The organism is Ohtaekwangia sp. (assembly GCF_036786105.1).
In the GTDB taxonomy this organism is placed as follows: Bacteria; Bacteroidota; Bacteroidia; order Cytophagales; family Cyclobacteriaceae; genus Ohtaekwangia.
On the sequence record NZ_DAIQRQ010000083.1, the window covers coordinates 1 to 17870 of the forward strand.

Annotated in this window: 18 protein-coding genes; 5 read left to right on the top strand and 13 right to left on the bottom strand. The window is 41.4% G+C overall.

Features of this window, described 5'->3' with window-relative positions; translation table 11 throughout:
- Positions 1-1115: carboxypeptidase-like regulatory domain-containing protein (locus V7Q33_RS21475; RefSeq protein ID WP_333821213.1), on the top strand; the 1115-nt coding region annotated here is incomplete at its 5' end.
- A 752-nt stretch (positions 1116-1867) separates the two neighbouring features.
- Here V7Q33_RS21475 and V7Q33_RS21480 read toward each other — a convergent pair.
- The 10 genes from V7Q33_RS21480 to V7Q33_RS21525 form a co-directional block, all read right to left on the bottom strand.
- Entirely contained in the window at positions 1868-2521 is a 654-nt protein-coding gene (locus V7Q33_RS21480) for an energy transducer TonB (RefSeq protein ID WP_331979428.1), read from the bottom strand.
- A gap of 566 nt (positions 2522-3087) precedes the next feature.
- Positions 3088-5184, bottom strand: coding sequence for a peptidase domain-containing ABC transporter (locus V7Q33_RS21485; RefSeq protein WP_333821214.1), 2097 nt, complete (start codon positions 5182-5184; stop codon positions 3088-3090).
- 11 nt (positions 5185-5195) lie between these two features.
- Positions 5196-5705: a hypothetical protein gene (locus tag V7Q33_RS21490; protein ID WP_333821215.1), complete on the bottom strand. Its 510-nt coding sequence runs from the start codon at positions 5703-5705 to the stop codon at positions 5196-5198.
- Position 5706: 1 nt separating this feature from the next.
- Positions 5707-6333 (bottom strand): hypothetical protein, encoded by a 627-nt coding sequence (locus V7Q33_RS21495; protein WP_331979422.1) that lies wholly within the window; start codon positions 6331-6333, stop codon positions 5707-5709.
- 26 nt (positions 6334-6359) lie between these two features.
- Positions 6360-6875 (bottom strand): hypothetical protein, encoded by a 516-nt coding sequence (locus V7Q33_RS21500; RefSeq protein WP_333821216.1) that lies wholly within the window; start codon positions 6873-6875, stop codon positions 6360-6362.
- Entirely contained in the window at positions 6820-7332 is a 513-nt protein-coding gene (locus V7Q33_RS21505) for a hypothetical protein (RefSeq protein ID WP_331979418.1), read from the bottom strand. Before V7Q33_RS21505 ends, V7Q33_RS21500 begins: the two co-directional genes overlap by 56 nt.
- On the bottom strand, positions 7298-8623 hold the full coding sequence (locus V7Q33_RS21510) for a carboxypeptidase-like regulatory domain-containing protein (RefSeq protein ID WP_333821217.1): 1326 nt from the start codon (positions 8621-8623) through the stop codon (positions 7298-7300). Before V7Q33_RS21510 ends, V7Q33_RS21505 begins: the two co-directional genes overlap by 35 nt.
- Complete coding sequence (locus V7Q33_RS21515) at positions 8607-9959, bottom strand: carboxypeptidase-like regulatory domain-containing protein (protein ID WP_333821218.1); 1353 nt, start codon at positions 9957-9959, stop codon at positions 8607-8609. The genes V7Q33_RS21510 and V7Q33_RS21515 overlap by 17 nt, the downstream gene beginning before the upstream one ends.
- Before the next feature lie 51 nt (positions 9960-10010).
- Positions 10011-10160, bottom strand: a complete 150-nt coding sequence (locus V7Q33_RS21520) for a hypothetical protein (RefSeq protein WP_331979412.1) — start codon at positions 10158-10160, stop codon at positions 10011-10013.
- A gap of 776 nt (positions 10161-10936) precedes the next feature.
- Positions 10937-11983, bottom strand: coding sequence for a cellulase family glycosylhydrolase (locus V7Q33_RS21525; protein ID WP_333821219.1), 1047 nt, complete (start codon positions 11981-11983; stop codon positions 10937-10939).
- A gap of 541 nt (positions 11984-12524) precedes the next feature.
- Here V7Q33_RS21525 and V7Q33_RS21530 point away from each other — a divergent pair.
- Complete coding sequence (locus tag V7Q33_RS21530; protein WP_333821220.1) at positions 12525-12671, top strand: hypothetical protein; 147 nt, start codon at positions 12525-12527, stop codon at positions 12669-12671.
- Between the two features lie 21 nt (positions 12672-12692).
- On the opposite strand, the gene V7Q33_RS21535 is transcribed toward V7Q33_RS21530, so the two are convergent.
- From V7Q33_RS21535 to V7Q33_RS21545, 3 genes are all read right to left on the bottom strand, one after another.
- Positions 12693-13073: a VOC family protein gene (locus V7Q33_RS21535; protein WP_331979406.1), complete on the bottom strand. Its 381-nt coding sequence runs from the start codon at positions 13071-13073 to the stop codon at positions 12693-12695.
- Between the two features lie 226 nt (positions 13074-13299).
- On the bottom strand, positions 13300-13809 hold the full coding sequence (locus V7Q33_RS21540; protein WP_331979404.1) for a M15 family metallopeptidase: 510 nt from the start codon (positions 13807-13809) through the stop codon (positions 13300-13302).
- A 222-nt stretch (positions 13810-14031) separates the two neighbouring features.
- Positions 14032-14580, bottom strand: a complete 549-nt coding sequence (locus V7Q33_RS21545; RefSeq protein ID WP_331979402.1) for a hypothetical protein — start codon at positions 14578-14580, stop codon at positions 14032-14034.
- 326 nt (positions 14581-14906) lie between these two features.
- On the opposite strand from V7Q33_RS21545, the gene V7Q33_RS21550 reads away from it, so the two are divergent.
- The 3 genes from V7Q33_RS21550 (at position 14907) to V7Q33_RS21560 (ending at position 17851) form a co-directional block, all read left to right on the top strand.
- Positions 14907-16880: an ATP-binding protein gene (locus V7Q33_RS21550; protein WP_333821221.1), complete on the top strand. Its 1974-nt coding sequence runs from the start codon at positions 14907-14909 to the stop codon at positions 16878-16880.
- A complete protein-coding gene (locus V7Q33_RS21555; RefSeq protein WP_331979398.1) occupies positions 16858-17274 on the top strand; it encodes a response regulator in 417 nt (138 codons plus the stop codon). The genes V7Q33_RS21550 and V7Q33_RS21555 overlap by 23 nt, the downstream gene beginning before the upstream one ends.
- 118 nt (positions 17275-17392) lie before the next feature.
- Positions 17393-17851: a DUF4268 domain-containing protein gene (locus tag V7Q33_RS21560; RefSeq protein WP_333821223.1), complete on the top strand. Its 459-nt coding sequence runs from the start codon at positions 17393-17395 to the stop codon at positions 17849-17851.
- The last annotated feature ends 19 nt before the right edge of the window (positions 17852-17870 follow it).

Consider the following 17870-nt stretch of genomic DNA (forward strand, 5'->3'; position numbering starts at 1 on the left):
CCACCGACAAAACGGAAATTCCATTTGTAAACATCACTTCGAAAGAAGAAAAAAATGGATCAAGTTCTTACCTGGATGGTAGCTTTATTATAACAGTAACAAAATTTCCTGCGACACTCGTTTTCAGCCATGTTAACTATGGAAAGACCGAGATCACCTTTACATCTAACAAAAGCACCGCCGAGGTAATGTTAACGCCCTTGCCGGTAATACTTGACGAAGTGACTATCAATGCGCTTGACCCGGAAAGGATTGTGTCGGAGTGCTACCAGAACATTGCTTCCTCTCCCACCCGTGTGATGGCTAAAGGTTTCTATCGCCAATGGACAAAAAATGATGATATCTATTCAGAGATACTGGAATCGTTTTATACTTCCAAAATAACTCCCAAGGGCATAGAAGCTGCCACCATCGCGCAAGGTAGATACGCGGTTAAAGATAACAGAGAAAAAGGGTTAATGGCCTACCAGAACTTCTCTGTATTTACCAACACGTTTCCGTTGGTGCAAACTACGGAGAGGTCTTTTATAACACCGTTAAGAAAAGATGCCGAAGAGTTTTTTGTCTTGAAGTTACAGCAAGTGATTGACAATCCGGATTCCAGCAAAGTGTATGTAGTTGCATTTACTCCCAAGCAAAATAATTCGAAGCCGGGTTTTTGCGGGCAGCTATTCATTGATGATCGCTACAATTTGATACGATTTAAAGGCTCGATTGATGATAGCAGGTTTCAGCCATTGACAACGATTGATCCCCAGCGTGTATCATCGCTCAAGTTAACGGTTGATGCATTTTGTGATAACAGAGTTGGCGAATCTATATTATTGGAGAATATGAAGGTAGATCTGCAATACAAGTATAGATACAATGATAAAGACTCCCGGCAAATACAAACAAGTTCTTTCTATTTTACGTATGAAATGGATACGATGCCTTCAGGCAGCGCTGTGAGCCACACAGAACCGGCAGCAAATGACTACGCAGCCATAAACCAAACAGCGTATGACGATACGTTTTGGGAGAACACCAAGGTTCTATCGCAAACGCCCATAGAAAAAGAAATCATTAAGCAGTTCAGAAAATCGAAATTGTTCAGAAAGATTTTTCAAAAGTAGCGCCATGAAAATTAACTATTATCTGGTAATCGCGATAATCCTGATGGCGCCTTATTATGCTTTAGGGCAATTTATCAATCATACTATCCATCAAGACACAGCAGGTATATATAGATACACTAAAATCATTATTCCGTACCGATACGACAATCACCTGAGCGGACTGTTTTATACCAAGAAACCCAACTTCCATTATTTTAATCTATTTTTCAATGCGAGCATAGCAAATGGAAAATCTACATTTGCTAATGAACAAGTATTTACGCCCCGCTATTACTTGATACATTCTACAGACGCTGTATCGGGCAGAAAAGATATTGAGCTGTCTATTAAACAGAGTTCTCCCCATATAATACGGTATATGCTCCGCCCAAACAGGCCGCTCTATTTAGATACCAGAACACTTGACCGAGGTCGGCCAAAAGCGCCTTACTACATGCAGGAGAATCATATAAACTATTCTCATGAATAAATTAAAAAAATCTCCCACATCCCGATAGCTATCGGAAACAGACTTACCGGAAACCGGGAAAGTAGATATAGGCAATTAATTAGTGTTATCGCAAAATAATGCACTCTATCCGCCGCAAGTTTCCAACTTGTGGCGATTATAGTTTTAAGCTTTCAGCTTGTCAACGCGCAAGTTGAAAACTTGCCAAAAGCCAGTCACAAGTTACGCTTCGCTAAACTTGCGACAGCAAAGAGTGGCCATTAACCTCTCTTTCGCGATGGATCGACTTGTGTGCAGTCTTTTAGGCTAGTTTGAATGTTATTGGAATTAATACTTTGATGTCAACAGCTTCTCCATTTACTTTTGCTGGAATCCAATCGTCAGGTATTATTTGAATTATTCTCAATGCCTCTTCATTTAGTCCGTGGCCGGGCCCTTCTTCCACTTTCTCGTCAATCATTTTTCCTTCCTTCGTAATTGTTGCAGATATGAGTACCTTACCTTGAACACCGTTTCTCCTTGCGTCTGCCGGATATCTTAATAGAGTCCATGAATAATATAAAAACCAGCTTTTACCACCCAGGAAAACGGGAGCAACCTCCGGCTTAATCTCTTTAAACGTATCGCCATCTTTTATCCAATATTTTTCCGACAATTCTGCTGGCTCAAGATTCGTCACGATATTATTTGTGAAGTCTACTTTTTGAACCAAGTGCCCACCATTTCCAGTGAATTCCCATATACCAACTTTTCTGCCGTTCTCATACTGCCCCTTTACAGAATAGCTCCTGTACCACTTTTTATAATTCCCATGCTTAATTTCTTGGTTGTCCTTTAAAACATAGTAAGTCTCCTTGTATGGTGGTGATTCATTTTCGTATGTCTTTTTCTTAATTTCTTGTCCCCAGGAGATTGTAAAAATCAGAAGTGCTAATAAGGCCAATATTACTCTCATGTTTTATTTTTTTACTCAATTGTGATTTCTGTAAAATCGTATTCTGTGCTTGTAGGCAAATGTAATAGAATAATATATATTACTACCTTAGCTTCAAACCAGGATTTTTATTCTACTCGAGCGACAATGGCTTTCAGGGAAATTATTTACCGCAAACACATCCGTGATGTCTACGAGAACAAGTTCGGTGAAAAGTGTGATTTGGAATTTGACCACGAACACCACTGCTTGCTCGAAGAGTCTCTCTGGAATTTTTCTGTCAAATCAATATCAGACTGGAAACGTGATTATCTTGAAGAATGCGCCCGATGCGATGTCCTCGAAAAGTGCGGTGGCGTCTTTGCAACTTCGAAGATGTTGAATAGCTCGATTAAGGCAATTAAATATGCGTGCTAATGTTTCCCTAGCTGCTGCGAGTTTTCAATTTGTGGAAATTTATTAGTTTAGTTTGAGAAGTAGCATTGAAGATCTCCTATAGCTGTGTCTTATCGTAAATGTTTTTGAAGCAATTCGTTAGAAGTTACCCGGAGCGAGCTTGCAGGTTACTTGTTAGTTGTAAGGGGGCACTATAGGCATGTGGTGGCTTTTTTAAGCATATATATTCTATCTGCCCAATGTATCATCTGTGGTTGGTGCGTTATCCAGAGTATTGCCAGGTGAGGTTGCATGCGCTGTAGTAAAGCCAGTATAAAGGCTTCCATCGTTTTATCCATAGAAGCGGTAGCTTCGTCTAAAAGCAGGAGCTGCGGTCTTTTGAACAGTGCGCGGGCGAGTGCTACTAACTGCTTCTGCCCGCCTGACAGGTTTATACCTTCCTCTCCTATTATGGTTAAATAACCTTGCGGAAACTTTTCAAAGAAGGTATCAAACCCTGATTCTTTCGCCAGTTGTATTGCGCGGGCTGCATCTACCGGCAAGTCGCTCAGGCATATATTATACAATAAGGTTCCGTTGAAGATCTTCACATCTTGTGACACAACGGCCATGGCATTTCTCCAGGAGACTGTATCGATGTGCTCCCATGGCTGGTCATTTACCAGTATAGCACCGGCACCCGGCCTGTAGAACCTTTGTATAATCTGAAGAAGCGTGCTCTTGCCGCATCCGCTCTCGCCTGTCAGGGCTATGCATTGGCCTTTCTTTATGTGTAACGATACTGCATTTAAAAGTACCGGATGCCCGGGGAACTGAAAGGTTACAGTTTGCAAGGTGAGCGACTGGAAGTGAATGGCAACGGGTGCTGATGCGGGCAAGGTATATTCAGGCTCTATGGACGTAAATTCAAACATGCGATTGAACACTACTTTTGCTTCCTGTATTTGCATGTTGAGTATAACAAGTCGCGTTACGGAGGGCACAATATTGCCGGTCATGGCAATGATGGCAACCAGTTGCCCGGAAGAAAGTTGTTTGCTGAGTACGAGTTGTGCGGCTATGGCAAACACAATTCCAATTAATAACACACCAATAACATCGGCGAGTATAGCAAAGTGGATGTTGACTTTGCCCAGTTGGTATATTTCGTCCTGATACCGCCCGTATATCTGCCGGTTAAATTTTTCGAAGAAGGGTTCGCGTCCTGCGCTTTTAATAGAAGCTATGCCGTGTATGGAATCTATATAGTAACCTTCAGCATGGGCGTAGCCTTTCATCACTTCCTTTTGTGCCGTAACAATGGGTTTGCTAAACCGCAGGGCCAGCAGGCAATAGATGGGAATAAAGAAGAGCACCACGCATCCGGCTATCCACGAATACAGGAGTATGAAGATGGCCGATACCACTACGAGCAACAGATCGATGAGCATATTGCTGGTTAGTAAATTCAATGTACTCTGAATTCTGCGCGTATCGTTCATGCGCGCAATGAGGTCGCCTATTTTGCGTGTATCGAAAAACGATTTGGGTAAGCGCAGCAGGCTGCTATAGAACTTCTGGATAATGCGGTTGTTAAAGTCTCTGCCCTGGTGAATAATAAAAAAGCTTCGCAGATAAGCGAGTCCGGAGCGGCCGAGCAACAAGAGTATAACCAGCAACAGACTGAAGATGAGCTTTTCTTTATTGCCCGCTGGTAATATATCGTCAATCAGTTTTTTGGAAAAGAGTGCCGTAGAAAGGCTCAACAGGGTAACGATCATGCCGATGGAAAGCATTACGCCCAGCATACCGATATCGTCTCTGATTAATGCGTAGAGCCATTGGCGTTTTTTACGTTGATCAACTTCGCTCCTGATAAATTCCTGATTAGGCGTTAACGTAAGCAGTGCCCGTGTGCTCCATACTTTATCAAGGACCTCTGCTGAATAATGTTTAATGCCGCTGGCAGGATCGCCAATGATGAAGCCTTTTTCATCTGCGCCATAACACACTACATAATGGTGCAGCCGGTCGTCTATCAAAACGTGCAGGATGGCGGGCTCTTTCATGTTCTTCAGGCCCGCGACATCCTTCACGAGAAAGCCTTCGGCATGCAAGCCAAACGCACCGGCTGCCTGACTGAGTGCTGCTAATGTAGCGCCTTGCGCAGATGTACCTGTTAATTCGCGAATGCGCTCTATTGATATATTTCCTCCATGATAGCGGATAATCGATGCCAGACAGGCAGCGCCACAATCGCTGCGATCGTGTTGCCTTGTAAAATATTTACGTATACGCTTATCAGTCATTCGTTTGTATACTATAAGTATTGCAGCAGGGCTTCTGCTTTTGTTTCGCCTTTAAACACCTTTACCAGCCTGCGATCGGCATCATAGATATAGATGCAAGGAAAGGAAATACTGCCAAAGGTGTTGTACAGATCTTCGGCATTCATTTTTACAACATCGATGTTTTTATACTGAGCCAATGCCCACTGCGATTTGAATTGCTTTATAAGGTACAGCGGTTCTGACGATATAAAAACGATGCTGGCATGGGCAAAAGCAGCCGCATGACTGGCCATGCTTTTAACTTCTTCCTGGCAATGATCGCACGTGGAGTTGAAGTGTATCAATAGTAGCATCCGGCCGTTATCGGGCACTTGATATTGTATACTATCGAGGTTGAATAATGGCAGGGAAGCGGGAAGAACAGCGCTTTGATTGATAGCATCCTGATGTATTGCCGATTGTAATATTTTAACGAACAGTATACTTATGGCGATCATGATCACTCCTGCCAGGACACCGCCGGCCACGCGCTTATTCATGTTAAGATTGGTTGATAAGTAAAAACGCTACAAAAATTATCCAGAGAAGCAACCCTAATCCGTATGATACGGTCACCAACTTTAATGCACGCAGAAAACCGGTTTGAAAGTGATGGGCAATGCTTGCGGCAAGGGTAAAGATATAGGCCAACTCGAAGAGATTAACCACGCGCATGGGATATACTACCCATGCTTCATCGGTTTCGCTGCCCAACAGATTTCGAAGGGAAAAGGGCGGAAAACTGCTGATCTCAGAAAGTGCGTAATCGGTTTGTATCACGGTAAACCAAAGAAGTCTCATTGCGATCGGCAGCAGGAACAGATATTCGGCCCGCAGGGAAATACTGAACAGCGTGGCAAAGGAGCTTTTTACATTGGCAAAGAACAGCCCGCAATACAGGCATGCGGATGCGAGGAATATTTTGAGTGCATAAAAAAAGGGTGTTAAGGCAAAGCCGAGCCACGCCCACTCTTTTCTCGTCTTGAGTAATTTCCCGATTCTTTCGTCTGATAATGTTTCACTGAAGGCATAGAAATATACATCATCGGTGTATACCCATTCCATCAGTCCATATCGCAACAGCATCGCTGTTAATACCAGCGATACGAACAAGTATATATCGCGCATGATTATTCGTGGCTTGAGGTTGTATGTTACTTAAAAGGTTTTACCAGGAACCCTTTTGGTGCCAAGGGTTTGCCCTGATCGAAGAAGTTTACGTAGAGTGTAACGGGTTTCTCCAGACCTTCGTAGTATGCCTGGTATATTTCGAGTACGGCTACATTTTGATAGTTCTCTTCACTGCTATTAACAGTTTTAAAAGGACAGCAGCTTTTTATCCGTTCAAAGATTACCTTTTCGCCATGCGGGCCGGTAATGGATTTGAAATATTTTTCCGGGTAGTTTCGGCCGAGGTAAAAACTGGCTACGCCAATCTTGATCGGCCTGTCTTGTGTATAGCCATAGCGTGGATCGTCTGATACGCCTTCCAGGCGCAGCACGGAGTCTTTTTCTTCAATCAGCTCTACTGTATTCTTTTTCCGCGTTTTCCATTTGAATTGCTTTTTATGGCAGGAGAATACCACCATCGAAAAAAGTATGAGCAGACAAAGGCTATATTGTTTTATAGGTAAATCCTTCAGGAGCGAGTAATTGGTTGGTTTGGTCATACAGGTTTAAGAATAGGATGGTTGATTTTATTGTTCCTGCTTCGCTATACTCTATGCGATATTGCTCCAGCAGGCCGCGCTTTCCGTTAAATTCCTTGCCAAGCACGGGTATTGTATATCGGAAATTTTTTGTTTTAAACGGGCAGCAGGGTTTTAGCCTGTAATACTTTACCGGCTCACCGGAAGGTCCCCGTAAGGCATTCAGGTATTTCTCTACATTTTCTGCCGCTTTGTGCACATCTACCATGCCCAGCATAATAGGCCTTGCTTCGGTATAGCCAAACTCCGGGTCGGCAGATATACCGGTTATGGTCAACGTAGAATCATTCAACTGTTGATAGTTGGTAATGGTATTGCGTTTGTGTGAATGCCACGCAAGTTTTTGATGGCAGTTTAGTAATGCCAGCAGCATGAAACCCAAACTACCGGTTACTGCCGTTCTTTTTAAATTGTTCATCCAGGGGTAAGTCTCTTTCTATACCTTTTTTATTTACTGGTTCGAGCGGGTTTTCTTTTACGATATTGTAGGTATCCCAAAAAGCTTCGTTGTATTTCCACTCTTTGGTATATAGATCCATTTTCTTCAATACGCGATCTTTCTTTTTGAATGCCTCGGCTTTGTCCTTTTCGGTTATGATCTCGTTGGTAACAAACAGTAGATCGTAAAAAAACTGTCCTCCCCTCTTACCGGCAGCCTTTGCTTTTCGCAACTTTTCTGAATTTACTGTCAGCCGATATGCCTTCCTGTGAAGAAGACTTATGTACATCTTGCCATTATACTCTTTATACTTTATCAAAGTCTTGTGCAAGTATTTTTCACCCGGAAAACTCAGTCTTCCGGTACTCTCAGGGTTTGTCAAGGTTTGATGTTCCATTTGTAGGATTGCATAATCCTTCTGTCTGATATAGATCGTTCCTTGTTCTGAAAAATCACCAGTTTCTATTTTTGAGTGGATATTTATACACCACACTTTGTTATTATCCACTTCCACAACGCTATCTATGGAAAGCAAATTATTTATTAAAAACTCCTTTGCGTTTATAGGTGCCGCAAACATTGGATTATAATATGACTCGTTGTTGCGTATATAATCATTGAAAAAAACAGATTCAAAATGTTCACACAAACCATTTCGCGGGCTTATATAATTGTATATGGACTGCTCCCAACTTAAATCTCTGTAATCATTGCTCTTTCTTATTTCCCTGACTCTGAATTGAAGATCTTTACTCTTGCAATATCCCATGTCAAACACGTCAACAGCGGCTTCAATTAATCGATCACATGCGTAGTCTGACAAAATCATTTCCCGGTAAAACCCCTGTATTATAGAATTGCCACAATACAGATTATTGCCTAACTGAGCAATGCCCTTTTTCAAAATGAAAACAGCAGAATCGGAAGAAATAACAACTTCATTTAAAGTATATACTTTGGCTTTCAATACTATGTTAAGGGGGGTATTAATACCAGCGATTGAAATCACGCTTGTCTCGTATCCTATACATGAGAATGCTATCGAGTCCTGCGAATAGGTACCTGGTATTTTAATTTCAAAATCTCCGAAGGAGTTAGAATAGGTACCTATAGATTGATCTTTTCTTAAGCTGACATTAATGTAGGGCAAGGGTAAATTTTCTTCATCCACGATGCTTCCCTTCATTGCAATAAAATCTGTTTGAGCAGCCACTTGAGTAGTAGCAATAAGAAAAAGAAGTAGATACATTAAACTACGGATTACTGCCATTTTTTTTAAATTGTTCATCGAGTGCGGACTCTCGTTCAATATCTTTCTTAGCATTTGGCGCAAGTGGTCTTTCATTCACAGCATTGTAATTCTTCCAAAAAGCCTCATTGTAATTCCACGTAGCACTGTATAGATCGATATTTTTCGTTATACGTTCTTTTCTTTTAAAGGCCGAGACTTTATCTTTTTCAGTGATGATTTCGTTGGTAACAAAAAGAAGCTCATAGAATAAATGCCCATCTCTTTTCCCTGCAGCTCTAGCCTTGCGCGATTTTGCCGAATTCACTGAAAACCGAAATGACTTTCGATATAATAAACTCAGATACATCTTTCCATGATACTCTCTATACTTAATAATTGTCTTATGCAAGAATCTTTCATCAGGAACACTGAAATCGCTGGTTGCCCTCGGATTGACTCTTGTTTCAAAGGTCATTTGAATAATCGCATAGTCACGCGATCTGATATAGATCGTACCATAGGGCAATAACTGCCCAGATGCTATACTTGGTTGATGTTGAATGCCAATGCACCAGACAGGTTCATTTTCATAATTAATCATGCTATCTACTGTAAGAAGACTATGCTTAAAGAAATCTTCATTTATTGGAGCATTCATCAATAGGTTGTAATAAGCGCCATTATTGCGTATATAATCGTTAAAGAATAATGATTCGATAGATCCGTATAACCCATTTCTTGGCTTTATGTAATTCATAATAGATTGTTCCCAATCAAGATCTTGATAATCGTTGCTTTTCCGAATCTCTCTTATCTTAAATTCAAGATCATGGTCTTTTGTAGCATCATGCTCCTTTTTTGGTGTTGTGTATCCTTTATCAAATACATCTACTGCAGCCTCTATCAGCCTGTCATAAGTGTTATTAGATCGAATTACTTCCCTGTAGAATCCTTGCAGAATATTGTTTTCTGACGCTAAGTTTTTTCTAAGAAGATCAATGCCTCTTTTAACAATGGCTGTTGCGGTATCTGGGGTTATTACAACTTCATTTAAAATATATGCCTTTGATTTCAGAATAATAGATATAGCGGAGCTTTGCACGGAACCTATCCCAATAACAGTGTTTTCATATCCTATACTTGAAAATACAAGCGAATCGGTATTAGCCGAAGTAGACAAGTGAATTTCAAATTCACCTAAAGAATTAGAATATGTGCCAATAGATCGATCCTCCTTTAAGCTGATGTTAACATAAGGGAGTGATAAGCCTTCTTCATCTACTACACGTCCTTTTACCTGCACAAAGCCAAACTGAGCTCTCAATTGAGTAATTGTTGACAAGAGAAGTAAAACGAATACAATAGATATCCTCATGCTAAACAAATTGATATGAATTAGAAGGTCTTTTTATTCCAAGAATAGATACTATGAATTGCAGCTATCCCAGAAACCTCCAACTACATTGCCAGGATCATAACCAAGTTCCAGAATAGATACAAGAGCGAGATAGCATTCTCCAGTCTCACTCCATTGAAATGAGTTGGCAGGCTCAAATCCACCGCGGATGTTTTCCATTTGTTCTAAATTCATTTTTTCCATAACTGAAAATTTTAATTTTTTAAACTAAACTCAGTAACCGGCCGGCAACCTTGTGCCAAAGGAGTATAAATGTTTTTGAAAAAACAAATCGCGTATCGAGCAGTATCATTGCATAATGACGCTAAATACCGGAAAAATCCGGTATACATTTTTTTGCATATACAGTTATATATATTAGTATATGTCTTGTATGTATACCGATATATTAGGTATTTATAGTTTGATCGTGTTTTTTAAATAATGGATATTTTTTTTGCTGCCGGATATAAATAGTGGCCCTGAATAGCTAAAAAAGCTGTTTCCATGTCTTGGATGTGTGTTACTACTCCATTCTTTTCTATTTATAGCGTATAGATTGTGAAATATATCTTCACGGTTGTTTTCTGTATAAACCTGCTTCATTGACTGTTCGCGCAGAATGTTACAGAAGGCAGGGTATCGCCAGTGGGTTGAAAATGACGGTGTCTGTTCCAGGATATTATATGCGGGAGAATCAGCATATAAACTATTCTCATGAGTAAAGTGCAGCGGCCATTACTATATCGCTGGATATTCTCTTTCTCCCTATCTCATAGGTTTTACCATCCTTCACAAGGGGATGCCCCTTGAAAAAGGAAGGTTATTTCAGCAACGATCTGCTATTATAAAGATGATGCTGATGTTACTGGCATCACACTAAAAATGCATTTAACACAAAAAGGGACGGCCCGTTTATGGCCGTCCCTCTTAATTATAATACAGTCTGTTTCGTCTTACAACAAGCCCCAACCGTATCGTACTCTGAATGCTCCTTTAGTATTTACAGTATATATAGTCAGGTTGTTGCTACCCCCGCGTTTTAATAAACTATAGGAATCATTGTCGCGCAATCCCGGCCAATAGACACTTGCCACCTGGTCGTTGCGGAATACGTTGCTGGAAGCTACTATATAGGCTATCTCGTTATCAGATTGCGACCCGTACTGATAGTCTTTGCCGGAGTTCATAGTCGCTCCAAATTCTGTAACTACGGTGCGGTATCCGTAAGCTCCCATGCGTTTTCTCCATTCGCGTTCCCAATCTGCGGTCGAGTGTCTTCCCCAATACGAATAGCAATGCAACGACAACAAACAACCCGAAAAGCGAAGATCAGAGCCCAATCCCGTTACATTTTCGGAGTAACCTGTACCTGACAGTAGTATCCGGCCTCTTGGTACATTGGGGAACCTGGAAAGAAACTGTACATAGATATTTGACAGTTCCGTAATATTATAGCCAAATGGTTCGTTGAACACTTCAAAGTATACATTGCCGTTGCTGCCGTATCGATTGATTACCGTTGTCCACATACGCCAGAAGGCATTCATATTGTCAATTCTTCCGTTTTTGGAGGAACTAGCCTCCCAGCATCCTAATATTACCTTCATGCCTTTGTTGAGTGTCATGTCAATGGCACCGGTATAGCTGCCCCACCAGCTTTCTGCAACAGATGGAGGATTGATGGGCAGTCGCACAGTATTGATACCCGTCATGTGGCTTTGAAAGCCAGAGATGATAGTATTTGCCTTTGCGGCAGCACTATTATAAGAGTCATTGCTGGTAAGACCAGACGGAATTACCCATCCATCTGAATAGTTATCGCGGCCATCGGCCCAGTTTATACCTGAAATACCGGCAGCGCCTACTTTTGCGTTGCTTTGATCCGCAACAGCAGCAGTAGCATCTTTAGCTTCTGTAGGCGTTGCGGTTTGTTCATCTTCGCAAGCACTCCATAGCGTTGCGAGCAGACATACTCCAATAAGTAATTTTCGTTTTCTCATAAGGTTCTGGTTTAGTTTTATGATGCACAAAACTAGCCTTCGCATGCTTCTGCTAAAGGGGGCTATTTGATACTTTACAGGGGGCGGTTGTCAATCTCTACTAGTATATTATATCGGCTGTTGCGAATATATTTTCTTTAAAATGTAAGTGCACTGCATAAAATACATATATACATTTAGTATATACCGTATTTACAGGTATATATTTGATCACATATTTAGCTGTTTATATACTAGCGTGTTGTTATTGGTTGCGGGGTTATCTGTTACACGTTAGTCATTGAATGCTAGTCGTTAATGGATTCAACTAATAAATACCTCATTAACGTGAAACAGTAAAAGAAAGAATGACTTGATTTGACAATAACGTGATTATGTTGGCATATAGGAGTGTTGTTCTCTAACTGGGGTATTCCGTTGGCATGCCAACGGTAAAGAACCGCAAACATAGAATTCCATTTCTGAAAGAGCCAATACGAGCAGATCAAATGAGGCTAGCCCAGGCGTGTTGAGAGATCATTAAATGCAATAATGCCATAACGTGAAGAAAAAACTAATCGCGATGATGGTGAGAGATGTTTCGTGGGAGAAGTTGAAGGCTGAGTTCACTAAAATTACTCTTCCGCAGATTACACAGATGCAGAACCGTTATAGTTATCCGCTAATGGTTATTCAGGGAAACCATTAACGGATAACATGTAACTGCTAACTATTTATCGATTGGTTCCCAGAGTTCAATTTTGTTGCCTTCGATGTCAAGGATGTGAATGAACTTTCCGTAGTCGTATGTTTCCAGATTGTCTAGTAAGGTCACGCCTTCTTTCTTCAATTCCTCTACGAGTGCTTCCAGGTTTTCAACGCGATAGTTGATCATGAAGTCTTTCGATGATGGTTCGAAATATTTGGTCTTGTCAGGAAAAGGACTCCATAGCGTATATCCGTTATTGGCAGCATCGCCTTCTTGTTTCCAGTCGAACTTTGCGCCGTAGGGGTCTATCTCAAAACCGAGATGGGTTTTATACCATTGCTTCATTTTCTCCGGGTCCTTGCATTTGAAGAAGATGCCCCCTATTCCAGTAACTCGTTTCATTTTATTGTTTTTAACAGTATCTATCACTTGAATGCCTGCCGGCAGGTGTCACGAGTTGCTAAAATAATAATGTTTTCTTCTCATTATTAAAATACAACAAAATATACTTCAACAACAACAAAGTAACTTCATAGATGGCAAAGAAGGCTACTTTGACTGGTTGGATAGAAAGAAGTTAGGGGATATGAAAACTTTGCAGGGAGAGTTTAGGTACTTGTTAGCTCTCTTAAACGAGCCCATCCCATGTTGGATTCTCCTGAGGTACAAATGTAAATTGATTTTTACCCGGCAGGTATTCCCAGTGCCATCTTTCACTTGATACGGTGCGAACAAAATGAAAGTTGATTGCATTTCTTACCAGCCATTTATATATAGCTGGAAATCCATTGATCTTAAAGTCATAGGCCTTTCCATCTTGGTGATTCGACCATCCTGGTTTTGCAGTAGTCGGGCTAAACGCTGACGATGGCGCATTCACTAAAAAATCAAGATCATGCTGCTTTGACTTGTCTATTACATTTCTAATGCGAAGGTTCATTTGCTCATCCCAACTTCTGAGGCCCGATGAAAGTGTAAGATTAACCTGGTCATTCTCCGCAGCATTTTGCAGCGCTATAATCTTATCATACATCGATTCAATTACCCGTACTCCATTGATAAGTTTTACAGCTGCAAACCCAATTAGTTTACCCTGATCAAAGAGAGCATACTCTCCGTTTTGGTTTTGGCTTATCATATTTAGATTATTTATTGACGGGAATTAACATAAACCAAGAAAACACCATAACGCAAAAAGCCCATCCTCTTCCACTTGGAATACAAGCGAATCAGATGGGCTTCCGAATGGTGAAGGTAGTAAACTTTCTGATATGTGCAAGCGTGCAGCGGTATAAATATATATTTACCTTGCCGCTATACATACTAACGTATTACCTACAGCTTTGGGTAGTTCTAAACACTACCAGGAGATAAGATAGGTGCAGCTCTCTCCGCCATTTAATCTCGATTCTTTGGTGAGGTCGAGTACTACTTCAGATGCTGTGGAATCTTCCGGTTTAAAACGATCCGTCATTGCAGCGATAATACCGCGATCAAAATCACTTGGATACGGATTGCGACATACCATGATGGCTTTCCTCTGCTCAGGGTCAAACAGAGTAACTTCATACGTTCCGATCTCCCCTGCTGTGTGGTTCATCTTGTAAGCTACATCAATGCTGTACAATGCTTTTTCGAGTGTGTCGATATCGGGCGGAAACTTGGCGTTGCTGGGAATCTCTTTTCCAATAATATATAGTGTTGATGCCAGTATCCCCTCAGAAAGGTCTTTAAACGCATCCAGCCACTTTTGCAGGTCATACCATTCGCCTGGTTGCAGGTTTGTCAATCCGTGTTTTTCAAGGATTTCAATGCGTTCTTCTTTTCCGAAGTCCATCGCGTTGACAAAGAGTAGTATTGATTGGCCGAGTACTTTCACGCCCGGGTCAAATGAAACAAACTGTGCCATATTTTTTTATTTAATTCTGCAAATTTAGGTAATCACTGAATTTATCAAGTTGGAATCTGTTGACAGATTTGTCTACAAATAACGCTGCCGGGATTGATGACCGGAAAAATGACAATAGGCATCTGCTGTAGCCGTGCCGTTAACTGAATTCTGCCGATTGTTTTTGCGTATTATTTTGGCTACCTTGTTTAACAGCAATTGGTTTATCATCCTGCCTGTCTTCATTTGAGTGAAAGTTCGATGAATGCAGTCCCCCTTTTTCAAATTACTTCGGGGTTGGCAAAGGGAGAGATTGTTTATATTGTATCAATGGAATGTGGCTCTACATGCTATCGCATAAATTCAGGAAACCGGTCTTTGTAGGTGTAGGCATGTTCCTCGTGTTATTAGCCCTTACCCAATTGCTGGTATACTTCTGGTATCAATCTGCACGGTATGCCGAAATACGCAGACTCACCACGCATGCCAATGCCAAGAAAGAGCGCCTTCACATTACCTTGACAAATAGTTTATCGAGCACACGTACACTGGCTTTTATAGTGGAAGAGTATGGCGTTCCCAGGGATTTTGATCGCCTGGGCGAAAAATTGCTGAAGGCCAATCCACTGGTAGATGCCATTGAGCTGGTGCAAGGTGGTGTGATTACGCATATATTTCCAATAGAGGGAAATGAATCGGCTATCGGCTATAATATTTTGAGTGATACCATTAGCCACAGCGGTGCCCTGGTGGCCATGCGCACGAAAGATTTCTTTTTTGCCGGGCCTGTTAAACTCAAACAAGGCGGTGTAGCGGTAATCGGCCGGCAGCCGATTTATATCGAAGGGAAGTTCTGGGGCTTTGCGGCGGTGCTTATCCGGCTATCCAACTTTATAGAAGCTACCAATATAGATGCTGGCAGCAACCCTGATTTCAGGTATCAGCTGGCCCGGGTGCACCGGGAAACCGGAAGTGAAGAATTCTTTTTGCCTTCCGGCGATATACAAAAAGGTGACGATGTTGCAATGATCGAAGTTCCAAACTCCGAGTGGCGTCTATATGTAACACCTTTAAAACAAAACGAGGTGTATAACCACGCCCGGTTATTGGCAGGTTTGGGGCTATTGTTCTCCGCGGTAGTAAGTGCATTTTCCTGGTATATGGCTGCCCAGCCCGAAAAACTAAAGCGCCTGGTGAACGAAAGAACAGGGCAATTGACAACCGAGAAAGAACTCTCTGATTCTATCATTAACAGCTTGCCCGGTCTTTTTTATTTATATGATGAAAACCTGAAATTCTACCGGTGGAATAAAAACCTGGAAACTGTATCGGGTTACTCTGCAAAAGAAATAAGCGATATGCATCCGCTTGATTTCATTGAAAGTAATGAAAAGGAATTGATGCGCGAAGGAATTGCTACTGTATTTGACCAGGGAAGTACAGCGGTGGAAGCGCATTTATATACGAAGAACAAAGAGAAGATTTCGTACTACTTTACTGGTAACGCCACCACCTTCGGAGGCAGAACATACCTCATGGGAATGGGTATCGATATTACCGAACGCGTTAAAGCGGAGAAAGATATTCAGGATTTAAACGTACGCCTGCAAGCCACTGTAGAGCAATTGCAAGCCAGGAATAATGATCTTCAACTGTTCTCGTATGTAGTATCACACAATCTGCGCAGCCCCATTGCGAGGATACTAGGGTTGGCAAGTATATTTCAGCATGAAGCGAACGATCAGGCAATGATCGTTGAAAAGATCACGGAAGCTACACAACAATTGGATGATATTATAAAAGATATCAGCACCATTATCTCAGCCAGAAATATCAACGAGAAATATGAGCATGTTTTATTTGACAATGCTTTAACCGGTATACTAAAATTACTGAACGATGAGATTCAAAGAAGCAATGCAGAAGTATTGGCGGATTTTAGCGCAGCACCGGATATATTTACCGTAAAGAGTTATCTCAACAGCATGCTGTATAATTTACTGTCTAATGCCATTAAGTATAGAAAACCAAATATACCGCTTCAAATATCAATAAAGACTACGATATACGAACACGGTGTTTGCCTGACGGTACAAGACAATGGTATAGGCATTGATCTGGTAAAGAATGGGGGAAAGATTTTTGGCTTATATAAAAGATTCGGACCGGAGTCAATACCAGGAAAAGGAATTGGGCTTTGTCTGGTAAAGAACCAGGTAGAATCTCTTAACGGAAAGATTGAAGTAAATAGTAAACCAGGAGAAGGAAGCACATTTTATATATATTTACAGAAGGAACATGAAAGAAGTGAGCGCAAATAGCCACATTGTACTAATCGATGACGATGCAATTACCAATATAGTAAACAGGAAGATCATCAATTTCAATTTTCCCACCGTACGGGTAAGTACCTATACGGATGCCACAAGAGCTTTGAACCAGCTACAACAATGGGCAGAAACGAATGTGAAGGAACTGCCGGATTTCATTTTTCTTGACATCAACATGCCGGTAATGGATGGATGGGAGTTCCTGGACGAATTTGCCACGCTGCCTCCCACGGCCCAACAAAAAACGAAAGTGGTTATGCTCACTTCGTCCATCGACATTCATGATATCACGAAAGCCAAGACTTATAAACTGGTTACCGACTTTCTTTCCAAGCCGTTGGATAAGGACTATCTTAAAACGCTGATGCGGCCGGAAGCAGCGTAGGTGTCATCTATTTATTCAATATCTGTTGCAGCCATAAAATAACTCCGACAGCTTGTTTCTGAAGAAATTGAGCAAATAAAGTTTCGCAGCATACCCTGACAGCCTATATCTTTAGGCTATGTTTACCCGCGAGGAGTCGTCACGTATACGACACGAATTCTGGACTGTCTTTGGCAGATACATGAGCCCGATACTTTCGGCTGAAGGTTTGAAGATCAACTGGATCAACTATCATACATCGATCAAAGACGTTTACTTCCGTATGAATGCCGGCCCCAGGTCAGCGAGTATCTCCATTTCGTTAGAGCATACCGATGCAGGCATTCGAGCATTATACTTCGAGCAATTTGAAGCGTTCAGAACTGTCCTGCATACCACTATAGAAGAAGAATGGCAATGGCAACAGGATGTGTGGATAGACGGGCGGGCGATCAGCCGTATATACCGCGAACTGCCCGATGTGTCTGTATTCAATAAAGATCACTGGCCTGAACTTATCTCGTTCTTTAAACCGCGCATTATCGCGCTGGATAGTTTCTGGGAGAATGCTAAATATACTTTTCAGATGTTGAAGTGAGGCTGTTAATTGTTACAGG

Excerpts from the sequence above, each read along its gene's own strand:
- V7Q33_RS21480 (WP_331979428.1), bottom strand. The coding sequence starts at position 2,521 with ATGAGAGTAATATTGGCCTTATTAGCACTTCTGATTTTTACAATCTCC.
- V7Q33_RS21485 (WP_333821214.1), bottom strand. The coding sequence starts at position 5,184 with ATGACTGATAAGCGTATACGTAAATATTTTACAAGGCAACACGATCGC.
- V7Q33_RS21490 (WP_333821215.1), bottom strand. The coding sequence starts at position 5,705 with ATGAATAAGCGCGTGGCCGGCGGTGTCCTGGCAGGAGTGATCATGATC.
- V7Q33_RS21495 (WP_331979422.1), bottom strand. The coding sequence starts at position 6,333 with ATGCGCGATATATACTTGTTCGTATCGCTGGTATTAACAGCGATGCTG.
- V7Q33_RS21500 (WP_333821216.1), bottom strand. The coding sequence starts at position 6,875 with ATGACCAAACCAACCAATTACTCGCTCCTGAAGGATTTACCTATAAAA.
- V7Q33_RS21505 (WP_331979418.1), bottom strand. The coding sequence starts at position 7,332 with ATGAACAATTTAAAAAGAACGGCAGTAACCGGTAGTTTGGGTTTCATG.
- V7Q33_RS21510 (WP_333821217.1), bottom strand. The coding sequence starts at position 8,623 with ATGGCAGTAATCCGTAGTTTAATGTATCTACTTCTTTTTCTTATTGCT.
- V7Q33_RS21515 (WP_333821218.1), bottom strand. The coding sequence starts at position 9,959 with ATGAGGATATCTATTGTATTCGTTTTACTTCTCTTGTCAACAATTACT.
- V7Q33_RS21520 (WP_331979412.1), bottom strand. The coding sequence starts at position 10,160 with ATGGAAAACATCCGCGGTGGATTTGAGCCTGCCAACTCATTTCAATGG.
- V7Q33_RS21525 (WP_333821219.1), bottom strand. The coding sequence starts at position 11,983 with ATGAGAAAACGAAAATTACTTATTGGAGTATGTCTGCTCGCAACGCTA.
- V7Q33_RS21535 (WP_331979406.1), bottom strand. The coding sequence starts at position 13,073 with ATGAAACGAGTTACTGGAATAGGGGGCATCTTCTTCAAATGCAAGGAC.
- V7Q33_RS21540 (WP_331979404.1), bottom strand. The coding sequence starts at position 13,809 with ATGATAAGCCAAAACCAAAACGGAGAGTATGCTCTCTTTGATCAGGGT.
- V7Q33_RS21545 (WP_331979402.1), bottom strand. The coding sequence starts at position 14,580 with ATGGCACAGTTTGTTTCATTTGACCCGGGCGTGAAAGTACTCGGCCAA.
- V7Q33_RS21550 (WP_333821221.1), top strand. The coding sequence starts at position 14,907 with ATGCTATCGCATAAATTCAGGAAACCGGTCTTTGTAGGTGTAGGCATG.
- V7Q33_RS21555 (WP_331979398.1), top strand. The coding sequence starts at position 16,858 with ATGAAAGAAGTGAGCGCAAATAGCCACATTGTACTAATCGATGACGAT.
- V7Q33_RS21560 (WP_333821223.1), top strand. The coding sequence starts at position 17,393 with ATGTTTACCCGCGAGGAGTCGTCACGTATACGACACGAATTCTGGACT.